Source organism: Micromonospora sp. SYSU B005 (assembly GCF_055362685.1).
On sequence record NZ_JAXCFU010000005.1, the window covers coordinates 338,287 to 359,774 of the forward strand.

General features: G+C 72.3%; 24 protein-coding genes. 7 read left to right on the forward strand and 17 right to left on the reverse strand.

Annotated features, from left to right (window positions below; translation table 11 throughout):
* Nucleotides 1-135 precede the first annotated feature (135 nt).
* From SM452_RS15335 to SM452_RS15345, 3 genes are read left to right on the forward strand one after another with little or no spacing between them, the layout of a single operon-like run.
* Nucleotides 136-1,665 (forward strand): 3' terminal RNA ribose 2'-O-methyltransferase Hen1, encoded by a 1,530-nt coding sequence (locus SM452_RS15335; RefSeq protein WP_355512247.1) that lies wholly within the window; start codon nucleotides 136-138, stop codon nucleotides 1,663-1,665.
* Nucleotides 1,662-4,178: a polynucleotide kinase-phosphatase gene (locus tag SM452_RS15340; protein ID WP_463840132.1), complete on the forward strand. Its 2,517-nt coding sequence runs from the start codon at nucleotides 1,662-1,664 to the stop codon at nucleotides 4,176-4,178. The genes SM452_RS15335 and SM452_RS15340 overlap by 4 nt, the downstream gene beginning before the upstream one ends.
* Nucleotides 4,179-4,201: 23 nt before the next feature.
* Nucleotides 4,202-5,047 (forward strand): DedA family protein, encoded by an 846-nt coding sequence (locus tag SM452_RS15345; protein ID WP_355512243.1) that lies wholly within the window; start codon nucleotides 4,202-4,204, stop codon nucleotides 5,045-5,047.
* A gap of 175 nt (nucleotides 5,048-5,222) precedes the next feature.
* On the opposite strand, the gene SM452_RS15350 is transcribed toward SM452_RS15345, so the two are convergent.
* From SM452_RS15350 to SM452_RS15425, 16 genes are all read right to left on the reverse strand, one after another.
* Nucleotides 5,223-5,600, reverse strand: coding sequence for an ArsR/SmtB family transcription factor (locus SM452_RS15350; RefSeq protein WP_007454255.1), 378 nt, complete (start codon nucleotides 5,598-5,600; stop codon nucleotides 5,223-5,225).
* 57 nt (nucleotides 5,601-5,657) lie between these two features.
* Nucleotides 5,658-6,197, reverse strand: coding sequence for an orotate phosphoribosyltransferase (gene pyrE, locus SM452_RS15355; protein WP_262012793.1), 540 nt, complete (start codon nucleotides 6,195-6,197; stop codon nucleotides 5,658-5,660).
* 154 nt (nucleotides 6,198-6,351) lie between these two features.
* Nucleotides 6,352-7,161, reverse strand: coding sequence for an SDR family NAD(P)-dependent oxidoreductase (locus tag SM452_RS15360; RefSeq protein ID WP_262012794.1), 810 nt, complete (start codon nucleotides 7,159-7,161; stop codon nucleotides 6,352-6,354).
* Nucleotides 7,158-7,940 (reverse strand): hypothetical protein, encoded by a 783-nt coding sequence (locus SM452_RS15365; RefSeq protein ID WP_262012795.1) that lies wholly within the window; start codon nucleotides 7,938-7,940, stop codon nucleotides 7,158-7,160. Before SM452_RS15365 ends, SM452_RS15360 begins: the two co-directional genes overlap by 4 nt.
* Before the next feature lie 72 nt (nucleotides 7,941-8,012).
* Nucleotides 8,013-8,789, reverse strand: a complete 777-nt coding sequence (locus tag SM452_RS15370) for a hypothetical protein (RefSeq protein ID WP_463840133.1) — start codon at nucleotides 8,787-8,789, stop codon at nucleotides 8,013-8,015.
* A 67-nt stretch (nucleotides 8,790-8,856) separates the two neighbouring features.
* Complete coding sequence (locus SM452_RS15375; protein ID WP_355512239.1) at nucleotides 8,857-9,906, reverse strand: hypothetical protein; 1,050 nt, start codon at nucleotides 9,904-9,906, stop codon at nucleotides 8,857-8,859.
* 10 nt (nucleotides 9,907-9,916) lie between these two features.
* Nucleotides 9,917-11,485, reverse strand: coding sequence for a polyamine aminopropyltransferase (locus SM452_RS15380; RefSeq protein ID WP_366618727.1), 1,569 nt, complete (start codon nucleotides 11,483-11,485; stop codon nucleotides 9,917-9,919).
* Nucleotides 11,482-12,255 carry a hypothetical protein gene (locus SM452_RS15385; protein ID WP_463840134.1) on the reverse strand — a complete coding sequence of 258 codons (774 nt, stop codon included), beginning with the start codon at nucleotides 12,253-12,255 and terminating at the stop codon, nucleotides 11,482-11,484. The genes SM452_RS15380 and SM452_RS15385 overlap by 4 nt, the downstream gene beginning before the upstream one ends.
* Nucleotides 12,255-12,677, reverse strand: coding sequence for a DUF350 domain-containing protein (locus SM452_RS15390; protein WP_463840135.1), 423 nt, complete (start codon nucleotides 12,675-12,677; stop codon nucleotides 12,255-12,257). Before SM452_RS15390 ends, SM452_RS15385 begins: the two co-directional genes overlap by 1 nt.
* Nucleotides 12,678-12,708: 31 nt before the next feature.
* Entirely contained in the window at nucleotides 12,709-13,134 is a 426-nt protein-coding gene (locus tag SM452_RS15395) for a DUF4247 domain-containing protein (protein WP_262012800.1), read from the reverse strand.
* Nucleotides 13,131-13,625, reverse strand: coding sequence for a DUF2617 family protein (locus SM452_RS15400; protein WP_120572373.1), 495 nt, complete (start codon nucleotides 13,623-13,625; stop codon nucleotides 13,131-13,133). Before SM452_RS15400 ends, SM452_RS15395 begins: the two co-directional genes overlap by 4 nt.
* A gap of 1 nt (nucleotide 13,626) precedes the next feature.
* Nucleotides 13,627-14,265 carry a DUF4178 domain-containing protein gene (locus tag SM452_RS15405; RefSeq protein WP_262012802.1) on the reverse strand — a complete coding sequence of 213 codons (639 nt, stop codon included), beginning with the start codon at nucleotides 14,263-14,265 and terminating at the stop codon, nucleotides 13,627-13,629.
* A gap of 81 nt (nucleotides 14,266-14,346) precedes the next feature.
* Nucleotides 14,347-14,727, reverse strand: a complete 381-nt coding sequence (locus SM452_RS15410; protein WP_355512232.1) for a hypothetical protein — start codon at nucleotides 14,725-14,727, stop codon at nucleotides 14,347-14,349.
* Nucleotides 14,728-14,914: 187 nt separating this feature from the next.
* The gene (clpB, locus tag SM452_RS15415; protein ID WP_355512230.1) at nucleotides 14,915-17,506 is read right to left on the reverse strand and encodes an ATP-dependent chaperone ClpB; all 2,592 of its coding nucleotides are present in this window, start codon (nucleotides 17,504-17,506) and stop codon (nucleotides 14,915-14,917) included.
* A 159-nt stretch (nucleotides 17,507-17,665) separates the two neighbouring features.
* On the reverse strand, nucleotides 17,666-17,920 hold the full coding sequence (locus SM452_RS15420; protein WP_120572377.1) for a hypothetical protein: 255 nt from the start codon (nucleotides 17,918-17,920) through the stop codon (nucleotides 17,666-17,668).
* Complete coding sequence (locus tag SM452_RS15425) at nucleotides 17,917-18,234, reverse strand: DivIVA domain-containing protein (RefSeq protein ID WP_194800187.1); 318 nt, start codon at nucleotides 18,232-18,234, stop codon at nucleotides 17,917-17,919. Before SM452_RS15425 ends, SM452_RS15420 begins: the two co-directional genes overlap by 4 nt.
* A 253-nt stretch (nucleotides 18,235-18,487) precedes the next feature.
* On the opposite strand from SM452_RS15425, the gene SM452_RS15430 reads away from it, so the two are divergent.
* The 4 genes from SM452_RS15430 (at nucleotide 18,488) to SM452_RS15445 (ending at nucleotide 21,102) form a co-directional block, all read left to right on the forward strand.
* Nucleotides 18,488-18,718: a winged helix-turn-helix domain-containing protein gene (locus SM452_RS15430; protein WP_120572379.1), complete on the forward strand. Its 231-nt coding sequence runs from the start codon at nucleotides 18,488-18,490 to the stop codon at nucleotides 18,716-18,718.
* A gap of 68 nt (nucleotides 18,719-18,786) precedes the next feature.
* The gene (locus SM452_RS15435) at nucleotides 18,787-19,287 is read left to right on the forward strand and encodes a cation:proton antiporter regulatory subunit (RefSeq protein WP_047892103.1); all 501 of its coding nucleotides are present in this window, start codon (nucleotides 18,787-18,789) and stop codon (nucleotides 19,285-19,287) included.
* A 5-nt stretch (nucleotides 19,288-19,292) separates the two neighbouring features.
* The gene (locus tag SM452_RS15440) at nucleotides 19,293-20,510 is read left to right on the forward strand and encodes a cation:proton antiporter (protein WP_194800188.1); all 1,218 of its coding nucleotides are present in this window, start codon (nucleotides 19,293-19,295) and stop codon (nucleotides 20,508-20,510) included.
* A 163-nt stretch (nucleotides 20,511-20,673) separates the two neighbouring features.
* Entirely contained in the window at nucleotides 20,674-21,102 is a 429-nt protein-coding gene (locus tag SM452_RS15445) for a hypothetical protein (RefSeq protein ID WP_463840136.1), read from the forward strand.
* A gap of 173 nt (nucleotides 21,103-21,275) precedes the next feature.
* Here SM452_RS15445 and SM452_RS15450 read toward each other — a convergent pair whose 3' ends face one another.
* Nucleotides 21,276-21,482: a hypothetical protein gene (locus tag SM452_RS15450; protein ID WP_013283368.1), complete on the reverse strand. Its 207-nt coding sequence runs from the start codon at nucleotides 21,480-21,482 to the stop codon at nucleotides 21,276-21,278.
* Between the last annotated feature and the right edge of the window lie 6 nt (nucleotides 21,483-21,488).

The following is a 21,488-nucleotide window of genomic DNA, read 5'->3' on the forward strand; positions in this document are numbered from 1 at the left end:
CGACGCGACGGGGACCACGTCAGGTTTCCGGGGGAGCCCGACCCGCGCAGGGATCAAGCCTGACCGCCCGGAGCGGGTCGGGCTCCCCCGGAAACCCCCACGACAAAAAACACAGAAGAACGAGATCATCGACAAGTGCTACTGACCCTCACCACGACCCACCGCCCGGCGACCGACCTCGGCCACCTCCTGGTGAAGCATCCGGACCGCGTGCAGACCTTCGACCTGCCCGCCGGTTCCGCGCATGTGTTCTACCCGGAGGCGGACGAGGCGCGCTGCACGGCGGCGTTGCTGGTCGAGGTCGATCCGCTCAAGCTGGGCGGCGGCCGGAAGAACCGCGCGCCGGAGGGCTTCGCGCTCGGGCAGTACGTCAACGACCGGCCGTACGCGGCGTCCAGCCTCCTCTCGTCGGCGCTGTCGAAGGTGTTCCGCTCCGCCCTGCGCGGCGAGTCGCGTGACCGTCCCGAGCTGGCCGCGAGCGCGATCCCGCTGACCGTAGGGGTGCCGGTGCTGCGCTGCCGGGGTGGCGCCGAGCTGGCGGTACGGATCTTCGCCCCGCTGGGCTGGACCGTGACTGCCACTCCGATCCCACTCGACGAGACGTACCCGGAATGGGGCGACAGCCGCTACGTCGACCTGACGCTGACCGGCACGCTGCGGCTCGCGGACGCCCTCAACCACCTGTACGTGCTGCTGCCGGTGCTGGACGACGCAAAGCACTACTGGGTGGCGCCGGACGAGGTGGACAAGCTGCTGCGCGCCGGCGCCGGCTGGCTGGCCGGTCATCCGGAGCGGGGCCTGATCACGCGTCGCTACCTGGCGCACCGCCGTGCGCTCGCGGGCGAGGCGATGGCCCGGCTGACCGAGCTGCGGCTGGCCGACGAGCCGCCCGCCGACGACAGCATCGAGCCGTCGACCGGAGAGCCGGCCGAGTCGTCGGGCGGCGGGGCCGGAACGGCGGAGGACGTCCGCCGGGCCTCCCTTGCGGTACGGCGTCGGGAGGCGGTGCTCGCCGCGCTGCGGGACAGCGGTGCGAGCCGGGTGCTGGACCTGGGCTGCGGTGGGGGCGCGCTGCTCACCGCGCTGGTCGCCGACCGGCGGTTCACCGAGGTGGTGGGCGTCGACGTGTCGGACCGGTCGCTCGGCCTGGCGGCCCGGCGGCTGCGCCTGGACCGTCTTCCGGAGCGGCAGCGGGACCGGATCCGGCTGTGGCAGTCCGCGCTCACCTACCGGGACGACCGGCTCCGGGGGTACGACGCGGCGGTGCTGATGGAGGTCGTCGAGCACCTCGACCCGCCGCGCCTGCCGGCGCTGGAGGACGCGGTGTTCGGTCACGCCCGGCCGGGCACGGTGGTGGTGACCACCCCGAACGTGGAGTACAACGTGCGCTACGAGGGGCTCGAGCCGGGCCGGCTCCGGCACGCGGACCACCGGTTCGAGTGGACCCGGGCCGAGTTCGCCGCCTGGGTGGACCGGGTGGCGGCGGCGCACGGCTACACGGCGGTGCTCGGGGGCGTCGGCGAGGACGACCCGGAGGTCGGCACGCCGACCCAGATGGCGGTGCTCACCCGCGCCGACCGCGACGAAAGCACCGGCCGGCGCGACCGGGCCGACCGGAACAACCGGAACGACAACAACGACCGGAAGGAGGCGACGAACCGATGACCGTCCTGGACATCCCCGAGCTGGCACTGGTGGCGCTCGTCGGCGTCTCCGGCTCCGGCAAGTCCACATTCGCCCGGCGGCACTTCGCGCCCAGCCAGGTGCTCTCCTCGGACACGTTCCGCGGCCTGGTGGCCGACGACGAGAACGACCAGTCCGCGTCCGCCGACGCGTTCGACGCGCTGCACCACGTCGCCGCCATCCGGCTGCGGCGCGGCCTGCTCACCGTGGTCGACGCGACGAACCTCCAGCCGCACGCCCGCGCCGGGCTGATCCGGGTGGCCCGGGAGCACGACGTGCTGCCGGTGGCGATCGTGCTGGACGTGCCGGAGGCGGTGGCCTGGGAGCGTACGGAGGCGCGCGCCGACCGCACGCACGGCCGGCAGGTACTGAACCGGATGCGCCGTGACCTGCGGCAGTCGTACGGGCGACTGGCCCGCGAGGGCTTCCGCAAGGTGCACGTGCTGCGCGGGGTGGAGGAGATCGACGCCGCGGAGATCCGCTACGAGAAGCTGTTCAACGACCGGCGCGAGCTGACCGGTCCGTTCGACGTGGTCGGGGACGTGCACGGCTGCCGTACCGAACTGGAGGCGCTGCTGTCCCGGCTCGGCTACGTGCTGCGGCGCGACGACGCGGGCCGCCCGGTGGACGCGGCGCACCCGTCGGGGCGTACCGCGGTGTTCGTCGGTGACCTGGTGGACCGCGGCCCGGACTCGCCCGGCGTGCTCCGCCTGGTGATGGGCATGGTGGCGGCCGGCCACGCGATCTGCGTGCCGGGCAACCACGAGCAGAAGCTGCTGCGCAAGCTGCGCGGCCGGGACGTCAAGCTGACCCACGGCCTGGCCGAGACGATGGAGCAGCTCGCCGCCGAGCCGCCGGAGTTCGTCACCGGGGTGGAGACGTTCATCGACGGGCTGGTCAGCCACTACGTGCTCGACGGCGGCCGGCTCGTGGTGGCGCACGCCGGGCTGAAGGAGGCGTACCAGGGACGGGCGTCCGGCCGGGTGCGGTCGTTCGCGCTCTACGGCGAGACCACCGGCGAGACCGACGAGTACGGCCTGCCGGTGCGCTACCCGTGGGCGCGGGACTACCGCGGTTCGGCGATGGTCGTGTACGGGCACACGCCGACGCCCGAGCCGGAGTGGGTGAACAACACCATCTGCCTGGACACCGGTTGCGTGTTCGGCGGGCAGCTCACCGCGCTGCGCTACCCGGAGAAGGAGCTGGTCGCGGTCCCGGCGGTGAAGGAGTGGTACGCCCCGGCCCGCCCGCTGGTCCCGGTCACGCCGTCGCGGCCGGACACCGTGCTGGACCTGGCCGACGTGACCGGACGGCGGCACCTCAGCCACGCGTACGGGTCGCTCACAGTGCCGGCCGAGAACGCCGCCGCCGCGCTGGAGGTGATGAGCCGGTTCGCGGTCGACCCGGGCCGGCTGGTGTGGCTGCCGCCGACCATGGCGCCCTGCTCCACGTCGAGCGTGGACGGTTTCCTGGAGCACCCGGCCGAGGCGTTCGCCGACTACCGCGCGGCGGGCGTCGACCGGGTGGTCTGCGAGGAGAAGCACATGGGGTCACGGGCGGTGGTGCTCGTGGAACGGGAGCCGGGCCGCTTCGGCGGCGGGGTGGTGCACACCCGTACCGGCAGGCCGTTCTTCGACCCGCCGCTCGACGGCGAGCTGCTGGCCCGGGTGCGCGCCGCGGTCACCAGCGTCGGCCTCTGGGCCGAGCTGGGCACCGACTGGCTGCTGCTCGACGCCGAGCTGCTGCCCTGGTCGGCGAAGGCGGGCGGGCTGATCCGCGAGCAGTACGCCGGGGTCGGCGCGGCCGGGCGGGCCGCGCTGCCGGCGGTGCTCGCCGCGCTGGACACCGCCGCCGGGCGCGGGCTGCCGGTGGCCGGGCTGCGCGACCGGATGGCCGGGCGGGCCGCCGAAATCACCGCCTACTCGGCTGCCTACCGGGCGTACGTCCGGCCGACGGACGGGCTGCGCGGGGTGACGCTGGCGCCGTTCGCGGTGCTCGCCGGGGCCGGGGTGAGTTACGCCGACCGCGACCACGGCTGGCACCTGGCGCTGGCCGACCGGCTCTGCGCCGCCGACCCGGAGTTCTTCACCCCGACCCGGCGGCGGGTGGTGGACCTGGCCGACGAGTCGGCGGTGGCCGACGCCACCGAGTGGTGGCTGGCGCTCACCGCGGCCGGCGGCGAGGGCATGGTGGTCAAGCCTTACGCGGGCCTGAACGCTCGTTCGCCGAAGGGCTCGCTGCTCCAGCCGGGGATCAAGTGCCGGGGGCGGGAGTACCTGCGGATCATCTACGGTCCCGGGTACACCGAGGCGGCGCAGCTCGCCGCGTTGCGCCGCCGGTCGCTGGGGCGCAAGCGCGGGCTCGCCCTGCGGGAGCACGGTCTGGGCCTGGCCGCCCTGGACGCGCTGGCCGAGGACGCTCCGCTCTGGCGCCGCCACGAGCTGGTGTTCGCGATCCTCGCCTGCGAGTCCGAGCCGGTGGACCCCCGCCTCTGACGACGACGCCCGGTCCGGCCGATATGCCGGACCGGGCCGGGGTACCCTGTGTGGCCGTGGACACAGCAGAGAAGACCCGGATGTTCTCCGAGAGCGTGGCACTGAACCCGCTCGACCCGAAGGACCTCATCCACACCTTCGGCATGATCGGCGTCTGGGTGATCCTCTTCGCCGAGACGGGGCTGCTGGTCGGCTTCTTCTTCCCCGGTGACTCGCTGCTGTTCCTGGCCGGGGTGGCCGCCTCACCGGTGGCCGACGCCATCTTCGGCGACGGCACCCGCCTGTCCCTGGCCGGTCTGCTGATCGGCGGTCCGATCTGCGCCATCGTCGGAGCCCAGCTCGGGCACTGGCTCGGCGCCCGGTACGGCCGCCGCATGTTCGAGAAGCCCAACTCCCGGCTGTTCAAGCGGGAGTACGTGGAGAAGGCGGAGTACTACTTCCAGAAGTTCGGCCCGGCGAAGGCCGTGGTGCTGGCCCGGTTCATCCCGATCGTGCGGACGTTCCTCAACCCGGTGGCCGGGGTGCTCGGCATGCCGGCCCGCCAGTTCTTCGTGTGGAACGTGGTGGGCGCGATCCTCTGGGTGGACGGCATCCTGCTGGTCGGCTACCTGCTGGCCCGGCAGATCTACGACGCCATCGGCGACAAGATCGACAGGTACATCCTGCCGGTGGTCGCGCTGATCATCGTGATCTCGGTGCTGCCGATCTTCTTCGAGTTCCTCCGCGACCGGCGGGCGCGCAAGCGCGGCGAGGCGGTCGCCGTCATCACCGCGGCGACGGTGGCCGGCACTGTGGAGGCGGCCCGGGAGGGCATTGAGGAGCACCGGCCCGGGCACGGTGACGGGCACGGCGGTCAGCACCGGCGCTGAGCACGTCGTACGGACACCGAAGGCCGGCCCTCGGACGAGGACCGGCCTTCGACATCACTGCTCCAGCCGGGTCACACGGACGACGACAGCCGTCACCGTGCGCTGATGGCGCCACCCCTCGCACGCCACCGGTCACCCGGTCGGGACGACCCTCGGTCGGGCCGGCCCGGAGGTTTCAGCGAGCCTTCTTGGTGGCCCGCTTCCGCGGCGGGGTGAGCAGATCCGCGATCGTGGCGATCGCGGACGGCACCAGCCGGTAGTACGCCCAGACCCCGCGCTTCTCCCGCTCCAGCAAGCCGGCCTCGGTGAGGATTCGCAGGTGGTGGCTGACCGTCGGCTGCGAGAGGCCGAGCGGCGCGGTGAGGTCACACACGCACGCCTCCCCCTCGGGAGCCGACTGGATCAGGCTGAGCAGCCGCAGCCGGGCGGGGTCAGCAAGGGCCTTGAGGACCCCCGCAAGCCGCTCGGCGTCGGCGCGTTCGATCGGCTCGCCGGCAAGCGGCGAGATCTGAGGCATGGTCATTTCAGCCAACGCAGTTCCCACGTATTCCATCCTTCCACCAGCAGCATCGATCCGCCTGCATATCAGCAGATCCGAATCGGCAAACTTTTACGCCACAAGGCCGAGGTCAGCCAACGTATAGGCCGCCCGATAGGGCAATCCGGCGGCTCGCACCGTGTCGCCGGCACCTCGATCAACAATAACCGCCACACCCACCACCTCGGCCCCTGCCTCACGCAATGCCTCGACGGCCGTCAACACACTTCCACCGGTGGTGGAGGTGTCCTCGACCGCGAGCACCCGTCGCCCGGAGACGTCCGGCCCCTCGATCCGGCGCTGGAGACCGTGGGCCTTGCCCTCCTTGCGGACGACGAAGGCGTCGACCGCGCGGCCGGTGCCCGCCGAGGCGTGCAGCATGGCGGCGGCCACCGGATCGGCGCCCAGGGTCAGGCCGCCGACCGCGTCGTACGACCAGTCGGCGGTGAGGTCACGCATGACCCGACCGATCAACGGAGCCGCTTCGTGATGGAGCGTGACGCGGCGCAGATCCACGTACCAGTCCGCCTCGCGGCCCGACGAGAGCACCACCCGGCCGTGCACCACAGCGAGGTCAGTGATGAATTTGCGCAGGTCGTCGTGGTCGCCCATGGCCCCAGAGCGTACTTCGCAAGTCTGAGCGCCGTGTTTCGGGTCCGCCCTGGTCAACCCTGCGGGCGACCGACGGGTGGCGATGAGCGGCTACGCTGTGCGACCGTCCATCCCGGTCGGCCGCCGAAGCGGCCCGCCCACGGGCCACCGCCGGTCAACCGCGCTGCCGGCCGACCGCACCCCGGGTGTCCCGCCGGAAGCCGCGCAACAGGCGCTTCGGCGCGTACCGCAGCCCGGCCACCGCCACCTTGTACTTCCAGTCCGGGACACTCACGAACTTACCTTTATGCAGGTCAAGCAGCCCTTCGGCGACCACATCGTCGGCGCGCAGCCAGGCCCAGGCGGGCAGGCGCGACATGTCGATGCCCGCGCGTTCGTGATTTCCGGTTCGTGTGTAGCCGGGACAGAGCGCCATCACGCGCACACCCAGCGGCGCGACGGACTGGCCGATCGATTCACTGAAATTCGTCACCCACGCCTTGCTGGCCGAGTACGTGGATCCCGGCATGGGGACACCGAAGCCCGCAACGGAAGAGACATTTATCACTGCCCCGTGCCCTCGTTCGGTCATCGGGCCCAGAGCGGCGTGGGTCAGACGCAGCACCGCGAGCACGTTGAGCCGCACCAGCCGCGCCTCGTCCGCCACCGACGACCGGACGAACGACGTGTTCAGACTGATGCCGGCGTTGTTGACGAGCAACTCGATCGGCGTACCGGCGGTCAGCCGCTGCTCGACCGCCGCGCAGCCGTCCTCGGTGGACAGATCGGCGGCGATCGTCTCGGCGTCGCCGCCGTGCCGGCCGGTCAGCTCGGCCGCCAGCGCGTCGAGCCGGGCGGCGTCCCGGGCCACCAGGACGAGGTCCCAGCCGTCCGCGGCCAGCCGGCGGGCGAACGCCTCGCCGATGCCGAGGCTGGCGCCGGTGACCAGGGCACGGCGCCGGGAGGGGTCGGTGTCACCTGTCATCGGCGGTCCTCCGGAGGTGGCGGGAACCCACCCGGCGGCGGCGCGGGCGGTGCGGACGGGGGCGGCACGGGCCGCTCGTACGGCGACGGGCCGGAGGCGGGCGGCGCGGAGGCGGGCGGGTTCAGGCCGGGTGGTGGTCCCCAGGGCGTCGGCCCGGGGGCGGTCGCGCCGGACACCGTCGCGCCGTAGCCGGACAGCCGCAGCGGCGCGGTGCGGCGGCGCAGGAACGCACCGGACGGCGGCAACGTGAGCAGCGCGGCGACCACCAGATAGCCGAGGATCTGCGCCACCGACACCGCCGCGTTCACCGGGATCCACCAGGACGGGTAGGCGTCGCCGACGAGGCCCAGCAGCTCGGCGGTGATCCGGTCGTCCGCGCCGAGCCGCAGCGGGGCGGCGCGCTGGCCGACCAGCACCGCCAGCCCGCAGCAACCGCAGAGCAGGCCGGTCCCGGCCACCACCCAGGTCGCCGTGCGGGCGCCGGAGCGGCCGGCGAGCAGGCCGAGTGCGAGCCCGACGAGCAGCAGCCCGGCGAGCACGCCGAGCACGGCGGCCAGCACTGTGGAGCCGCGTAGCAGGCCGGCCACCTGGTCGATGTCGCCACCGCTCGCGCCGGTCCGTTCCGCCGCCGCGTCGCGGAACCGGTCCACCGTGCCGCCGCCGACGGCCAGGTTGACCACCGCGTACGCCACGGCGCCGACCGCCATCGCCAGCAGCAGCGCCGCCGCGGCGACGACCGTGCCGGGCCGGCGGGGTGCGGCCCGTTCGGGGTACGACACGACTGATCCCTCCGGTAGGCGTCGGCTTGCAACCTACTCGGAGGGATCGTCGGCGTCGCTGCAATCCGGACGTCAACTTCCGGATGGCGGCTCCGGATCGCGGCGCTCACCCGGCTGACCGCCCGGCGCGGACGGCGGCTGACCACCGGCGGACGGCGGCTGACCACCGGGCGCCGACGGCGGCGCGCCGGGAGTCGGCGGGTACGCCGGGTACGCCGGGTCGCCCGGCTGGCCCGGGTGCGACGGGTACGCCGGGTAGGCGCCACCGGGCACCGGCGACTCCCAGCCGGCCTTGGGCTTGCGGAAGAACTCGTTCGCCTGCGGCAGCGCCAGCAGGATCAGCGCGACCAGCAGGGCGAGCAGCGCGACCAGGCCCAGCAACAGGTTGACCGGCGTGTACCAGGACGGCAGCGCGTCCTCCAGCCGGCGCTGGATCTCCTCCGAGCTGGGCACGTCACCGGTGGTGTTGCCGCCGCCCGTCATGCCGCCGGTGAGACCGGTCAGCAGCCCGCCGCCGGTGCAGCAGAACAGGATGCCGCCCAGCACCCAGGTGGTGATCCGGGAGCCGTTCTTGCCCCGGTTGTTCAACAGCGCGAGGACGACGAGGCCGGCCGCGATCAGCAGCGACACGACCGCCGTGATGATGCTGAACGCGTACGCGATGTCGGCGGCCGACTCGGCCGAGGTGCCCGCGTAGGCGTCGGCGAGAACATCGCGGATCTTGCCGACGACTGCGAGTGCCACGATCAGGTTCAGCACCTGGATCGCGGCGACGAGGATGAGCAGCCAACTGGAGAGCGTCACCACGCCGGGACGCGTGCGGGGCGGGGTGCCCGGAGCATCGACCATGATTCTCCCTTCCTGGATCAGATGCCCACCGTAGCGATCTTCCACCAGGTCAGCACGCCGGAATGGCTCACCTCTCGGCGGCGCGCCGCAACCGGCGGTGCTCGGCGGTGACCACGCCGAGCAGCGCGAGATCGAGCGCGACGGCGGAGACCGCGCCGAACTGGTTCACGGTGAAGTTGAAGACCTGGCCGAACAGCAGGTCGACCAGGAGCGCCAGCTTGAAGAACCGGAACGCCTCGGTCCGGTCGCGCCGCATCAGCCACGCCGCCCGCAGACTCAGGACGGCGGTGACCAGCGCGGCGACGGTGACGCCGAGTACCGCGCCCCACTCGTGTTCCTGGTCCAGCTCGCCGGTCACCCCGTCGAGAACCACCGCCAGCACCACGGCCATCGGTTCCAGCACCAGGTAGACCACCACCGGCCAGACCAGCCAGCGGCGTCCGGCAGCCCAGGCGGCGAGACGCCGGACGCCGTCCGCGGCGCGCTGCCAGATCCGCACCGGCGGCGGCTCCCGGCGGGGCACCGCGTCCAGCAGTTGCGCCACCGCCGCCTCGGTGGCCGGTCCGGTGCCCTGCACCAGACGCAGCACGGCGACCCGCCGCCGGTCGGTGAGCCCGCCGGGCAGGCCGCTGAGCACCACGTCCAGCGCGTTGGCGGTGCGTTCGGCCGGGGTCAGCCGGGACCGGCCGGTGCGTCCGCGTACCGCCTGGGTGAGCAGGACCAGCAGCGCGAACGCGACGTAGATGATGGCGGCGGCTGGCGCGTAGAAGTAGTCCGTGCCGGTGGTGACGAACTTGCCCACCTCGTCGATGAACAGGCCGAACCCGATGCCGCCGACCACCGCTCCGGCCGTCCGGGCGCCGTCGCCGAGGTAGACCAGCGTGACGCCCAGGCCGACGGCGAGCAGCAGGCCGCCCCAGAGCACGTGCGCGATGTGCAGCCCGCCACCGCCGATCTGCGGATAGCCGGTGGCTTGGAGATACGCCCGCACGACCAGCACGGTGACCACGCCGGAGAGCACGAACGCCTGAAGGTAGGAGGCCGCGCCCAGCGCCCGGGTCGGTAGCAGCCGGACCAGCCAGCCGATCCCCGGCCGGTGGCGTGACGGTCCTGGCATGCCTTGCAACCTAGTAGCCGCGCCACTCCTCGCGGGCGTAGTCCAGCACCTTCGGGCGCAACAGCGTGGAGGCGGGCACGTCGATCCGGGCCCGGTCGGCGGGGAACGTGCCGGCGGCGGCCAGCACCGCGGGGGTGAGGAAACGCAGCGGCGGGGGATCGTCCGGCAACGCCAGTTCGGGCGCGACGTCACCCGGCGCGGCGAGCACGAACCCCCAGTCGCCGAAGCTCGGCACGTCGACGTGGTACGGCACGGTGGCGAAGCCCGCCTCGCGGATCGACCGCTCGATCGACCAGTACGACCGGGGCGCGAAGTAGGGCGACCCGGACTGCACGACGAGCCGCCCGCCGGGGGCCAGCACCGGCCGGATCAACGTGTAGAACTCGATCGTGTAGAGCTTCGCGGTGGCCGTCTCGTCCGGGTCGGGCAGGTCGGCGATCACCACGTCGAAGCGGTCCGTGGCGGTACGCAGCCACGCGAACGCGTCCAGGTTGAGCACCCGTACCCGGGGGTCGGTGAGCGACTCCCGGTTCAGCTCGCGCAGCTGCGGCTCGCGGCGGGCCAGCTCGACCACTGCGGGGTCGAGGTCGACGAGCGTCACCGAGCGCACGTCCGGGTACTTGAGGAGTTCCCGCGCGGCCAGCCCGTCGCCGGCGCCGAGCACCAGCACGTCGCCGTGCGCCCCGCGCATCGCCGGGTGCACGAGCGCCTCGTGGTAGCGGTACTCGTCGATCGAGCTGAACTGCAGGTCGCCGTTGAGGAACAGCCGCAGGTCGGTGTCGGAGTGGCCGGGCTCGCGCACCGAGCGGGTCAGCACGATCTCCTGGTAGCGGCTGCGCTCGGCGTGCACCACCGGATCGCGGTAGAGCTGTTGACGCGCGGTCACCTCGAAGTCGTGGGCGGTCACCCACGCGTACCCGAGGAGCAGGCCGACCACGACGGTGGCCGCGCCCAGCGCGGCCCGCGCCCGGCGGCTTAGTTCGGCGCGGAACACGGTGAAGACGAGCACCACGCCGGCGACCGCGTTCACCGCGCCCACCACGAGCGCGCCCTTGAGCTGGCCGAAGACCGGGATCAGGAGGAACGGGAACGCCAGCCCGCCGAGCAGCGCGCCCACGTAGTCGGCGGCGAACAGGTCGGCCACCGCGCTGCCCGCCGACTGCTCCCGGATGCGTTGCAGCATCACCATCAGCAGCGGGATCTCCGCGCCGATCAGCAGGCCGAGCACGAACGCGGTGCCGACGAGCGCCGGGCCGTACAGGTCGAGCCAGGCGAACGCGGCGTAGAGGCCGAGCACGGACAGGCCGCCGAGCAGCGCCAGCGTCAGCTCGATCACCGCGAACGAGACCACCGCCCGGGACTGCAACGGCTTCGCCACCAGCGCGCCGACGCCCATCGCGAAGACCATCACGCCGAGGACGATCGACGCTTGGCCGACCGTGTCGCCGATCAGGTAGCTGCCGAGCGCGACCAGCGCCAGCTCGTACACCAGGCCGCAGGCCGCGCACACGAAGACCGCGAGCAGGACCGCCGAGCGGGCCAGGCGCCACCGCGGCCGTGCGGCCACGTCGGCGGTCACCGTCTGCTCCGGGTACGTCCGGCGGCTCCCGCCCCGGCGCGCTGCGCGGGCACCCGTACCCGGTGGTTGCGGCGCTGTCGCACGCCCACGGCGAGGAACAGCGCGGCGAGCAGGAACAGGCCGACCGAGCTGAGCACGTAGATCCAGCGGTCCCGCCAGAAGTCGTTTCCGGCGTCCGGCAGCGGGGCGGCGGCTGTCGACGGCGCGGCGGTGGGCGTCGCGGCCGGCTCGGCGAGCCCGCGCTCGGCGGCGAGCAGCGGCAGGATCGTGGCGGCCCGGGTGACGGCCCAGCCCGGGTCGTCGACGAACGCGTCCTCGTCCAGCCCGAAGCGGCCCAGCCGGGTCTCGATCGCGGCGAGGTCGGCGAACTCGATGTCCTCCGAGCCCTTGATCCGGATCGTGGCGGAGTCCTCCGACTCGCTGCTGGACGAGGTGTACCTGACGTTCGCGGAGACCGCGATCCAGCGGGTGCAGCCGGGAGCGTCGACGACTGTGGTGCCGTCGCCGAGGTTGGAGCCGACGCTCACCTCGTCGTACACGTCGAGCAGTTCCCAGCCGTAGCAGATGCCCTGGCTGTCGGCGGCGGCCCGGAGGATCGGCACGGTGCCGGAGCGCTCGTCGGCGGCCGGCGCGGGGACTGAGGTGTCCGAGTCGCCGCCGAACGCGCCGATGGCGCAGACGAGGACTACGACCCCCACGACCACGGACCAGATCACCGTCTGGGTGCGCTTGTCCTTCCCCACCTGGTGCTTGGCGGGCTTGCCGCTCATCAGATGATCGCGGCCGCGATGATCGCACCGGTGGCGAGGTGCACGGTGGCGGAGACCCAGACCGCCGGGTGCGGCTCCGGGTCCACGAGCAGCTCACCGAGCTTGCCCGGGGTGGCCACGTCGAGCAGCACGAACGCCGCCGCCATGATCACCAGACCGAGGATGCCGTACGCGGCGGCGCCGACCAGCCCCAGCGTGAAGTCGTCGTCGCTGGCGACGATCGCGGCGACCACGATCGTGCCCACCCCGAGCAGGTTCGACGAGAGCAGCAGCGCCGCGTTGCGGTTGCGCTCGGCCCAGATCAGCTCGTGGAGCTTGCCGGGGGTGGCCAGATCGACCAGGACGTAGCCGATCGCCATCAGGACGACGCCGACCGCGCCGTACGCGAGGGTGACCAGCAGGTCGGTGACGAGATGCTGCACAGAGGACTCCAGGGTGAGGGGATCGACAGGGCTACTTGCCGGAGCCGGGGCCGCCGCCCCGGACCGTGCTGCCTCGGCCCCAGCCCCAGCTGTTGCCGACGACGCTGTGGTACCGCGGGTAGGCGGTGGTCATCCTCTCCAGCAGGATCACCGAGCCGACGGCGAGCGGGAGGATCACCACCGAGTCGTCGTCGTAGCGCAGGTAGACGCCGCTGCCGTCGACGTACTGGTCGGCCGGCTTCCAGGCGTCGGTGATCTGCTTGGACACCTCGCTCGGCGCCTTGTTCGAGGTGTACGCGATCGCGTTCGAGCCGATGTCCCGCCCGGTGGCGCGGGAGAAGTTGTCCTCCACGTAGCCGCGGGGCGAGAAGTTGCCGTAGAAGATCGTGAAGGCGGCGATGAGCGCGCCGATGACGGCGACCGCCACGCCCACCACGAACCACCGTCGGTACGTCACAGCTCCTCCACCACCGTCTCGGTCAGGACCAGCTCGTTGGTCTGCGGGTAGGCGTGCCAGGTGCGCCAGGCGAGCGCGCCGTCCGGCGGGCCGGGCCGCACGGAGAGCGCGGTGACCGCGTCCTCGTCGCCGGGAAAGACCCCGATCAGCGCGTACGGGTCCTCGGCCAGCTCGGCGCGCAGCGCCGCGACCCGGGTACGCAGGCCGTCGCCCTCCGGCCGGAGCACAGTGGCGAGGAACCGGTAGCCGGCCGTCTCGTCGTGCAGCGTGCCCGGCAGGTGCGGCGGGCGGCCGGGCAGGCAGGCGACCGTCTCGGTGAGCGTGCCGAGCACCACCTGGTGGGAGGCGCCGAGCAGGCGCAGCCGCAGCCGGGGCAGGCCGGGCAGGTCGATGTCGCGTACGGCCAGCGCCGGCAGCTCCGGGCCGCCCAGGGCCAGGCTCAGATCGGCGGCGCTGGTGTCGACGTACGGCGCGTCCAGACAGACGAGCACGTCAGCGCACCGTCTCCGGGCCACCCTGCGGGTAGATCATCACCTCGGCGCGGCGCAGCTCCTCGCCGAGGTTGACCTCCCAGCCGGCCTCCCCGTACGCCTCGAACGACAGCCGTGCGCCGCCGGGCGCCTGGTAGTCGTAGTAGCGCATGGTGCCGTGCGGGTCGAGGCCGGTGCCCTCGGTCGCGGTGTAGCGGGCCTGACCCGACTCGTCCCAGTTGTAGCGGCGGCCGGCGATCTCCAGCGTCGGGGCGCCAGGCGTCACGGTGGCCCCCGGCTCGCTGGTCCAGAGCACCATCTCCAGGTCCGGGTCGCTCTCGACGGAGAGCCAGCGCTTCACGCCGCCCGCGTCGTCGAGCAGATGCTCCGCCCAGCTCCAGCCGCCCTCGACCAGGTGCACCGAGCCGCGCACGGTGTACGGCACCGTGCGGATCTCGACGATGTCGCCGGGCTTGAGGGCACGCGGGTCACCCCGCAGCGCGTCGGCGTCCCGGTCCCGGAACGGGTCACCCGGCGCCGCCTTCGTCTTCGGGCGGGACGCCGACCGGGACTTCCGTACCGCGATCACGGCGATCACCACACCGGCCACCCCGACGAGGCACCCCAGCGTGGTCACCACGTACGCCAACGAACCGTTCACTGCCGCCTCCCCCAACGCGCTCGGCGGGAACGGTAACAACCGCACGCACGCCTTCTGAAGTCCCGTTCGCTGAGTGTGCGCTCAGCTACCTTCGGCACCGGCGAGCCGGTCGGTGGCGTATTCGCCCAGCTTGGCGCGGCCCATGAGGCAGCCGGAGAACGTGGTGAACTCGCCGTCGTCGCCGCGCAGCCGCGCCCAGGCGTCCCGCCCGGCGGCCGGGTCGACCCCCTCCAGCAACGTGGCCGCGTACGCCCGGCCGGCCGGCGAGCCCTTGCGGAGCAACCTGTCGACCCGCTTACGGGCCGCCTCCGGGTGCTCCCGCAGCCCCTGTTCCAGCGTCCGGTACGCCTCGGTCGCGGGCAGGATCTGCCCCGCCAGCCCCACCCCGCCGAAGGCGAGGGTGTCCGCGCGGTCGAGTTCCCGCACGGCCGCGTCCAGTTCCCGTTCCCAGCTCCCGCTCATGCCCCACTATGTGCCCACCCCACCACCCCCTCCAACCACAAGGAAGGGCCCCCTATTAACGCCTCCGGTAGAGGAAGGGCCCCTTGTTAACACCCGCAGCACGCAGCACCAGCGGCACGCGGGCCGGCGCGGCCGGGGACGGCGAAGGCCCGGCCGGGGACGGCCGGGCCTTCGCGGATGGGACGGGTCAGGCGGCGGTGACCGCCAGGGACTCCTTGGAGTCGGACAGGTCGACGCGGACCGTGTCGCCGTCGCGGATCTCACCGGCCAGCAGCGCCTTGGCGAGCTGGTCGCCGATCGCCGACTGCACCAGCCGGCGCAGCGGGCGGGCACCGTAGATCGGGTCGTACCCGTGCTCGGCCAGCCACGTGCGGGCCGCTTCGGTGATCTCCAGGCCCAGCCGGCGGTCCGCCAGTCGGCGGCGCATCCGGTCGAGCTGGATGTCCACGATCGACCGCAGGTCCTCGCCCTGGAGCGCGGCGAACACCACGATGTCGTCGAGCCGGTTGAGGAACTCCGGCTTGAAGTGCGACCGGACCACCGCGAGCACGCCCTCCCGGCGCTCGTTCTCGGTCAGCGTCAGGTCGCTGATCACCGACGAGCCCAGGTTCGAGGTGAGGATCAGGATCGCGTTGCGGAAGTCCACGGTACGGCCCTGACCGTCGGTGAGCCGGCCGTCGTCCAGCACCTGGAGCAGCACGTCGAAGACGTCCGGGTGCGCCTTCTCCACCTCGTCCAGCAGGATCACCGAGTACGGCCGGCGGCGCACCGCCTCGGTGAGCTGGCCGCCCTCCTCGTACCCGACGTACCCGGGCGGGGCACCGACCAGGCGGGCCACCGAGTGCTTCTCGCCGTACTCGCTCATGTCGATGCGGACCATGGCCCGCTCGTCGTCGAAGAGGAACTCGGCGAGCGCCTTTGCGAGCTCGGTCTTGCCGACGCCGGTCGGGCCGAGGAACAGGAAGCTGCCGGTGGGGCGGTCCGGGTCGGCGACGCCGGCCCGGGCGCGGCGGACCGCGTCGGAGACCGCGCCGACCGCCTCGGCCTGGCCGACCACGCGGCCGCGCAGCGACTCCTCCATCCGCAGCAGCTTGGCGGTCTCGCCTTCGAGCAGCCGACCGGCGGGGATGCCGGTCCAGGAGGCGACCACTGCGGCGATGTCGTCCGCGCCGACCTCCTCCTTGAGCATCGCGCCGTCGGCCTGGAGCCGGGCCAGCTCCTCCTCGGCCTGCTTCAGCTCGGTCCGCAGCGCGGGGATCCGGCCGTACCGCAGCTCGGCGGCGCGTTCCAGCTCGCCGTCGCGCTCGGCCCGCTCGGCCTCGCCGCCGAGGCGCTCCAGCTCCTCCTTGGCGGTGGAGAGCTTGGTGATGTGGCTCTTCTCGGTCTGCCAGCGCTCGGAGAGCGCGGTGAGCTGCTCGCGCTTGTCGGCCAGCTCCTTGCGCAGCCGTTCCAGGCGCTCGGCGGACGCGGCGTCCGGCTCCTTCGCCAGCGCCATCTCCTCGATCTCCAGCCGGCGTACCGCCCGCTCGATCTCGTCCACCTCGACCGGGCGCGAGTCGATCTCCATGCGCAGCCGGGACGCGGACTCGTCCACCAAGTCGATCGCCTTGTCCGGCAGGAACCGGTCGGTGATGTACCGGTCGGAGAGCGCGGCGGCGGCGACGAGCGCGGCGTCGGTGATCCGTACGCCGTGGTGCACCTCGTAGCGCTCCTTGAGCCCGCGCAGGATGCCGATGGTGTCCTCGATGGTCGGCTCGCCGACCAGCACCGGCTGGAAGCGGCGCTCCAGGGCCGGGTCCTTCTCGATGTGCTCGCGGTACTCGTCGAGCGTGGTCGCGCCGACCATCCGCAGCTCGCCGCGCGCCAGCATCGGCTTGAGCATGTTGCCGGCGTCCATCGAGCCCTCGCCCTTGCCGGCGCCGACCACGGTGTGCAGCTCGTCCAGGAACGTGATGACCTTGCCGTCGGAGTTCTTGATCTCCTCCAGCACGGACTTCAGCCGCTCCTCGAACTGACCGCGGTACGACGCGCCGGCGACCATCGCGCCGAGGTCGAGCGAGACGAGCTTCTTGTCCCGCAGCGACTCCGGCACGTCGCCGGCCACGATGCGCTGGGCCAGGCCCTCCACGATCGCGGTCTTGCCGACGCCCGGCTCGCCGATCAACACCGGGTTGTTCTTCGTACGCCGGGACAGCACCTGGATCACCCGGCGGATCTCCGAGTCCCGGCCGATCACCGGGTCGATCTTGCCGTCGCGGGCGCTGGCGGTGAGGTCCACGCCGTACTTGGCGAGGGCCTGGTAGGTCTGCTCCGGGTCGGCGGTGGTCACCCGGCGGTCGCCGCCCCGGACGGTCGGGAACGCGGCGACCAGGTTCTCCTCGGTGGCGCCGGAGTTCTTCAGCGCGACCGAGACCGCGCCGCCGACCCGGGCCAGCCCGGCCAGCAGGTGCTCGGTGGAGGTGTACTCGTCGCCCAGCGGCCGCGCGATCTGCTCGGCGGCGCCGATGGCGTTGACGAACTCGCGGGCCAGGGTCGGCTCGGCGATGCTCGACCCGCGTGCGGCAGGCAGCGCGTCGACCGACCGCTGGGCGACGCGGCGCAGCTCGGCGGGGTCGGCCCCGACGGCGCGCAGCAGGCCCGCGGCGGTCGAGCCCTCGGTGTCCAGCAGTGACAGCAGCAGGTGCCAGGGCTCCACGGTGGCGTGACCGCGCTGGTTCGCCAGCGCGACGGCACCGGTGATGGCCTCGCGGCTCTTGGTGGTGAGACGTTCCGTGTTCATGGGCTCCCCCGGATCGGCGTGTCCACTGGACATGACACAACCAGAGTTGAGTCTATTCCGCTCAACTCCACCCCTGTGACCTGAGTCACCCTCATCCGGTCCGGCCGGAGAGATCTTGGTACGAAAAGGCCCTTGGAGGGGCCGTTTCGTACCAAGATCTCAGCGACGTGGCAGGCGCGCCAGGCAGGGGGTCTCGTGGTCGGCGCGCAGCACGCAACGCCGGCCGCCGTCCAGCTTGCGGTCGCAGAACACCCAATGGCGTACGGCCTGGTCGTCCTCGGCCGAGACGGTGATCCCGCCCAACTCCACCACCGCGAGGAACGCCAACGACCGCCCGGCCGTGCGGCCGAGCATCTTCGCCCGGGCCAGATCGGCCGCGCGCACCGGCAGATGGATCACGTACCGCCCGGTCACGGCCGCCCGGCCAGGTCACGCATCGACGGGGCCTGCCGGGACTGCCACTCGCGCAACGCACCCTTGATCCGGGCCGTCTCCTCACGACTCCGGGCGACTTCGGCGTACGCGGCGGCGAGATCCCCGGCGGCGCGATCCAGGAACGCCGCGACCTCGGCCGGGTCCAGCCCTCGACGGCACGTCGTGAAGCGGCGGCCCCGCACCTGCCAGGGCCGCAGCGGAAGGTACGACGCGGAGCGGTAGGCGCCGACCGGCGCGGAGTTGGGCGGGGTCAGGCTCCGCCGCTTCGGACGTATTCGCAGGAGATTGCGCACGACACTGTCCCTTCTTGGAGACCAAAGGAGACGGGTGAGGCGACACGACTGGCCGCGCACGACCAGTCGCGCCGACCACGGGTGCCAACCGGAGGGCCGGTTTGCCTACCAGGCGTTCCGCCGAAGGCATCCGCACGAGGAACATACAATGCAAAGCATTGCATGACAAGGAGTGAGCATGCTTAGCACGCGAAGTGTTGGCTGACCGGTCTGACTCGTGGGAAGATCTTGGGGCCTACCAGGAGTTGCCGCCATGCCCCGAGTTTCGGACCGTCAGAGAATCGCGCAGGACATCAGAGACAAGATCGCTTCGGGCGAGTACGGCCCCGGCGACAAACTCCCCTCCCTGCGTGAGCTGATCGCGCACTACCAGGTGTCTGCGGAGCCGGTCCGCTCGGCGCTGTTGATCCTTCAAGCCGAAGGTCTGGTCGAGGGGCATCAGGGCAAGGGCACCTATGTCACCGCTCGCGACGACGCCCCCTGATCCCGCACCACCGGGCACCCGATCCACCCCGGACGCGGCAGGTGCGTGCCCGGAGTAGCCTCACCGGCGTGCGAGTACGTGTCGAACAGACCGCCCTGCCCGGGATCGGCGTACGTCATGATCTGATGACGGAGTCCGGCCGCCGGCTCGGCGTGGTCTCCCACCGCAATGGCCGTCGCGACCTGGTCCTCTACGACCCGGACGATCCCGACTCCTGCCAACACGACATACCCCTGACCGACGACGAGGCGGAGGCGCTCGCCGACATCCTCGGCGCGTCGCTGATGCTGGGTCAGCTCTCCGGTCTGCGTGAGCAGGCCGCCGGGTTGCTGACCGAGCAGATCGCCATCCCGGCGGGGTCGAAGTACGTCGGCAGGCGGCTCGCGGACACCAAGGCACGCACCCGGACCAGCGCGTCGATCGTGGCCGTGCTGCGTCAGGGCGCCGTGAACGTCTCGCCCGATCCCACCTTCCGGTTCGAAGCCGGCGATGTGGTCGTCGTGGTCGGTACCCGTCAGGGGCTCGACGGCGTGACCGCGATCCTCGCCGAGACCGATCCGGACGGCTGACGCGTATGCACGAAACCACAATCCTGCTCATCGAGGTCGGTGCGCTGCTGCTCCTGCTCGGCCTGCTCGGCCGGCTGAGCCGTCGCTTCGGCGTGTCGCCCATCCCCCTGTACCTGCTCGCCGGCCTGGCGTTCGGGCACGGTGGGCTGCTGCCGCTCAACGCCAGCGAGGAGTTCTTCGCGGTCGGCGCCGAGATCGGCGTGATCCTGCTGCTGGTCATGCTCGGCCTGGAGTACAGCGCCAACGAACTGGTGGGCAACCTCCGGTCCGCCGCGCCGGCCGGCGTGATCGACGCGGTGTTCAACGCGCTGCCCGGGTTCGCCTTCGCGCTCCTGCTCGGCTGGGGCTGGGTGGCGGCGGTGGTGCTCGCGGGCGTCACGTGGGTGTCGTCGTCCGGCGTGATCGCCAAGGTGCTCGGTGACCTGGGCCGGGTCGGTAACCGGGAGACCCCGGTGATCCTGTCCGTCCTGGTGATCGAGGACCTGGCGATGGCCCTCTATCTGCCGCTGGTCACCGCGCTGCTCGCCGGGGTCGGCCTGATGAAGGGCGGCATCGCGCTCGCCATCGCGGTGTTCACCGTCGTCGTGGTGCTGGCCGTGGCGATCCGGTACGGCCACCTGATCTCCGCCGCGCTCTCCGCCAAGGATCCGGAGGCGCTGCTGCTCGGGGTGCTCGGCCTGACCCTGCTGGTGGCGGGCGTCGCGGCCAAGCTCCAGGTGTCGGCGGCGGTCGGCGCGTTCCTGGTGGGCATCGCGTTGTCCGGGCCGGTGGCGCACCACGCCACCGAGCTGCTCTCCCCGCTGCGTGACCTGTTCGCCGCGGTCTTCTTCGTCTTCTTCGGGCTGGTCACCAACCCGCTGGACATGCCGCCGGTGCTGCTGCCCGCGCTGCTGCTCGCAGTGGTGACCATGGCGACGAAGGTGGCGACCGGCTACCTGGCCGCCCGCCGGGCCGGGATCGCCGAGCCCGGACGCTGGCGGGCCGGCCTGGCGCTTACTCCACGCGGCGAGTTCTCCATCGTCATCGCCGGGCTGGCCGTCGCGGCCGTCTACCCGGTGGAGCCGAAGCTCGCCGCGCTCGCCACCGCGTACGTGTTGATCACGGTGGTGACCGGGCCGCTGCTCGCCCGCCTGCCGGACAGCCCGTGGTTCAAGCAGTGGCTGCGCACCCGCGCCGCCGCCGCTCGTCCGCCCGCGCCGCTGCCCCTGGGCTCCGGCGACTGACCGGGCCGGGCCGGATCAGCCGAGGGCAGATCCGGCCCGGCGTTGTCAAATTGATCCCGGGAAGGTCTACCCCTGCTCTGTCCAACCGCGTTAACGTTTCGGCCCAGCAGCCAGGGTCCGCGGGTGGCCTGCGCCCCCGCCAGCGCAAGCGGAAGGTCGGCCGGTGAGCGTGCAGGAAGAGACGTTCCGCGGCTTCGCCAACCCGGTCGATCCCTCGCCCGCCGAGCTTCGGTCGTGGGCGTATCAGCCGGATTCGGTGCCGCTGACCTCGATGCCGCCGGACTGGGATCTGCTGGTCGCCGGTGACCACCTGGTGCAGACGCTGTTCGATCTGGCGATGGACCAGGGCTGCCCGGCGCGGCGGTTCGCGCTGCACTGCCTCTACATCTACGCCGCCGACGGCATCCGGACGAACTTCCGCGCCCACCCCAAGCGCCGGTTCCGCAAGCTGGTCGAGCAGGCCGAGAAGTCCGGCGACGACCTGATGCGCAACTGGGCGCACAACAGCCGGGTGCTGCTCGCCCGGCCGGATGTCTTCGTCTACCGGGACTGGTGCGAGGGCGGCCTGGTCCGCGAGAACCGCCGCCTCTGACCCCCCGGATCAGCGTCGCCCAGCCACCTCGACCCGACCCGCCTGGTCGATCATGAACTTGGCGGTGTTTGGTGTCCGGTTTGTCTCCGCCAACTTCATGATCGACCGCGAGGGGCGGGACACGAACGGGCCGGGATCCCCCGTGGATCCCGGCCCGCACGTCGGCAGGCCGTCTAGGTCGACCCGCCCTGCTTCTTGCGCCGCTCGTCGTCCCGCGCCCGGTCCACGCCGTGGTCCGTCTGGTCGGCGAAGCGCCCTTCCTTGACCTTGTCGCTGAAGCGTCCCTCGGTGACCCTGTCGAACCGCTCGCGGACGTTCTCGGCCACTTTCTCCAGCCGTTCCTCCGCGCGCTCGGCCACCTTCTTCGCCGGTTCCGTCATGGCTCC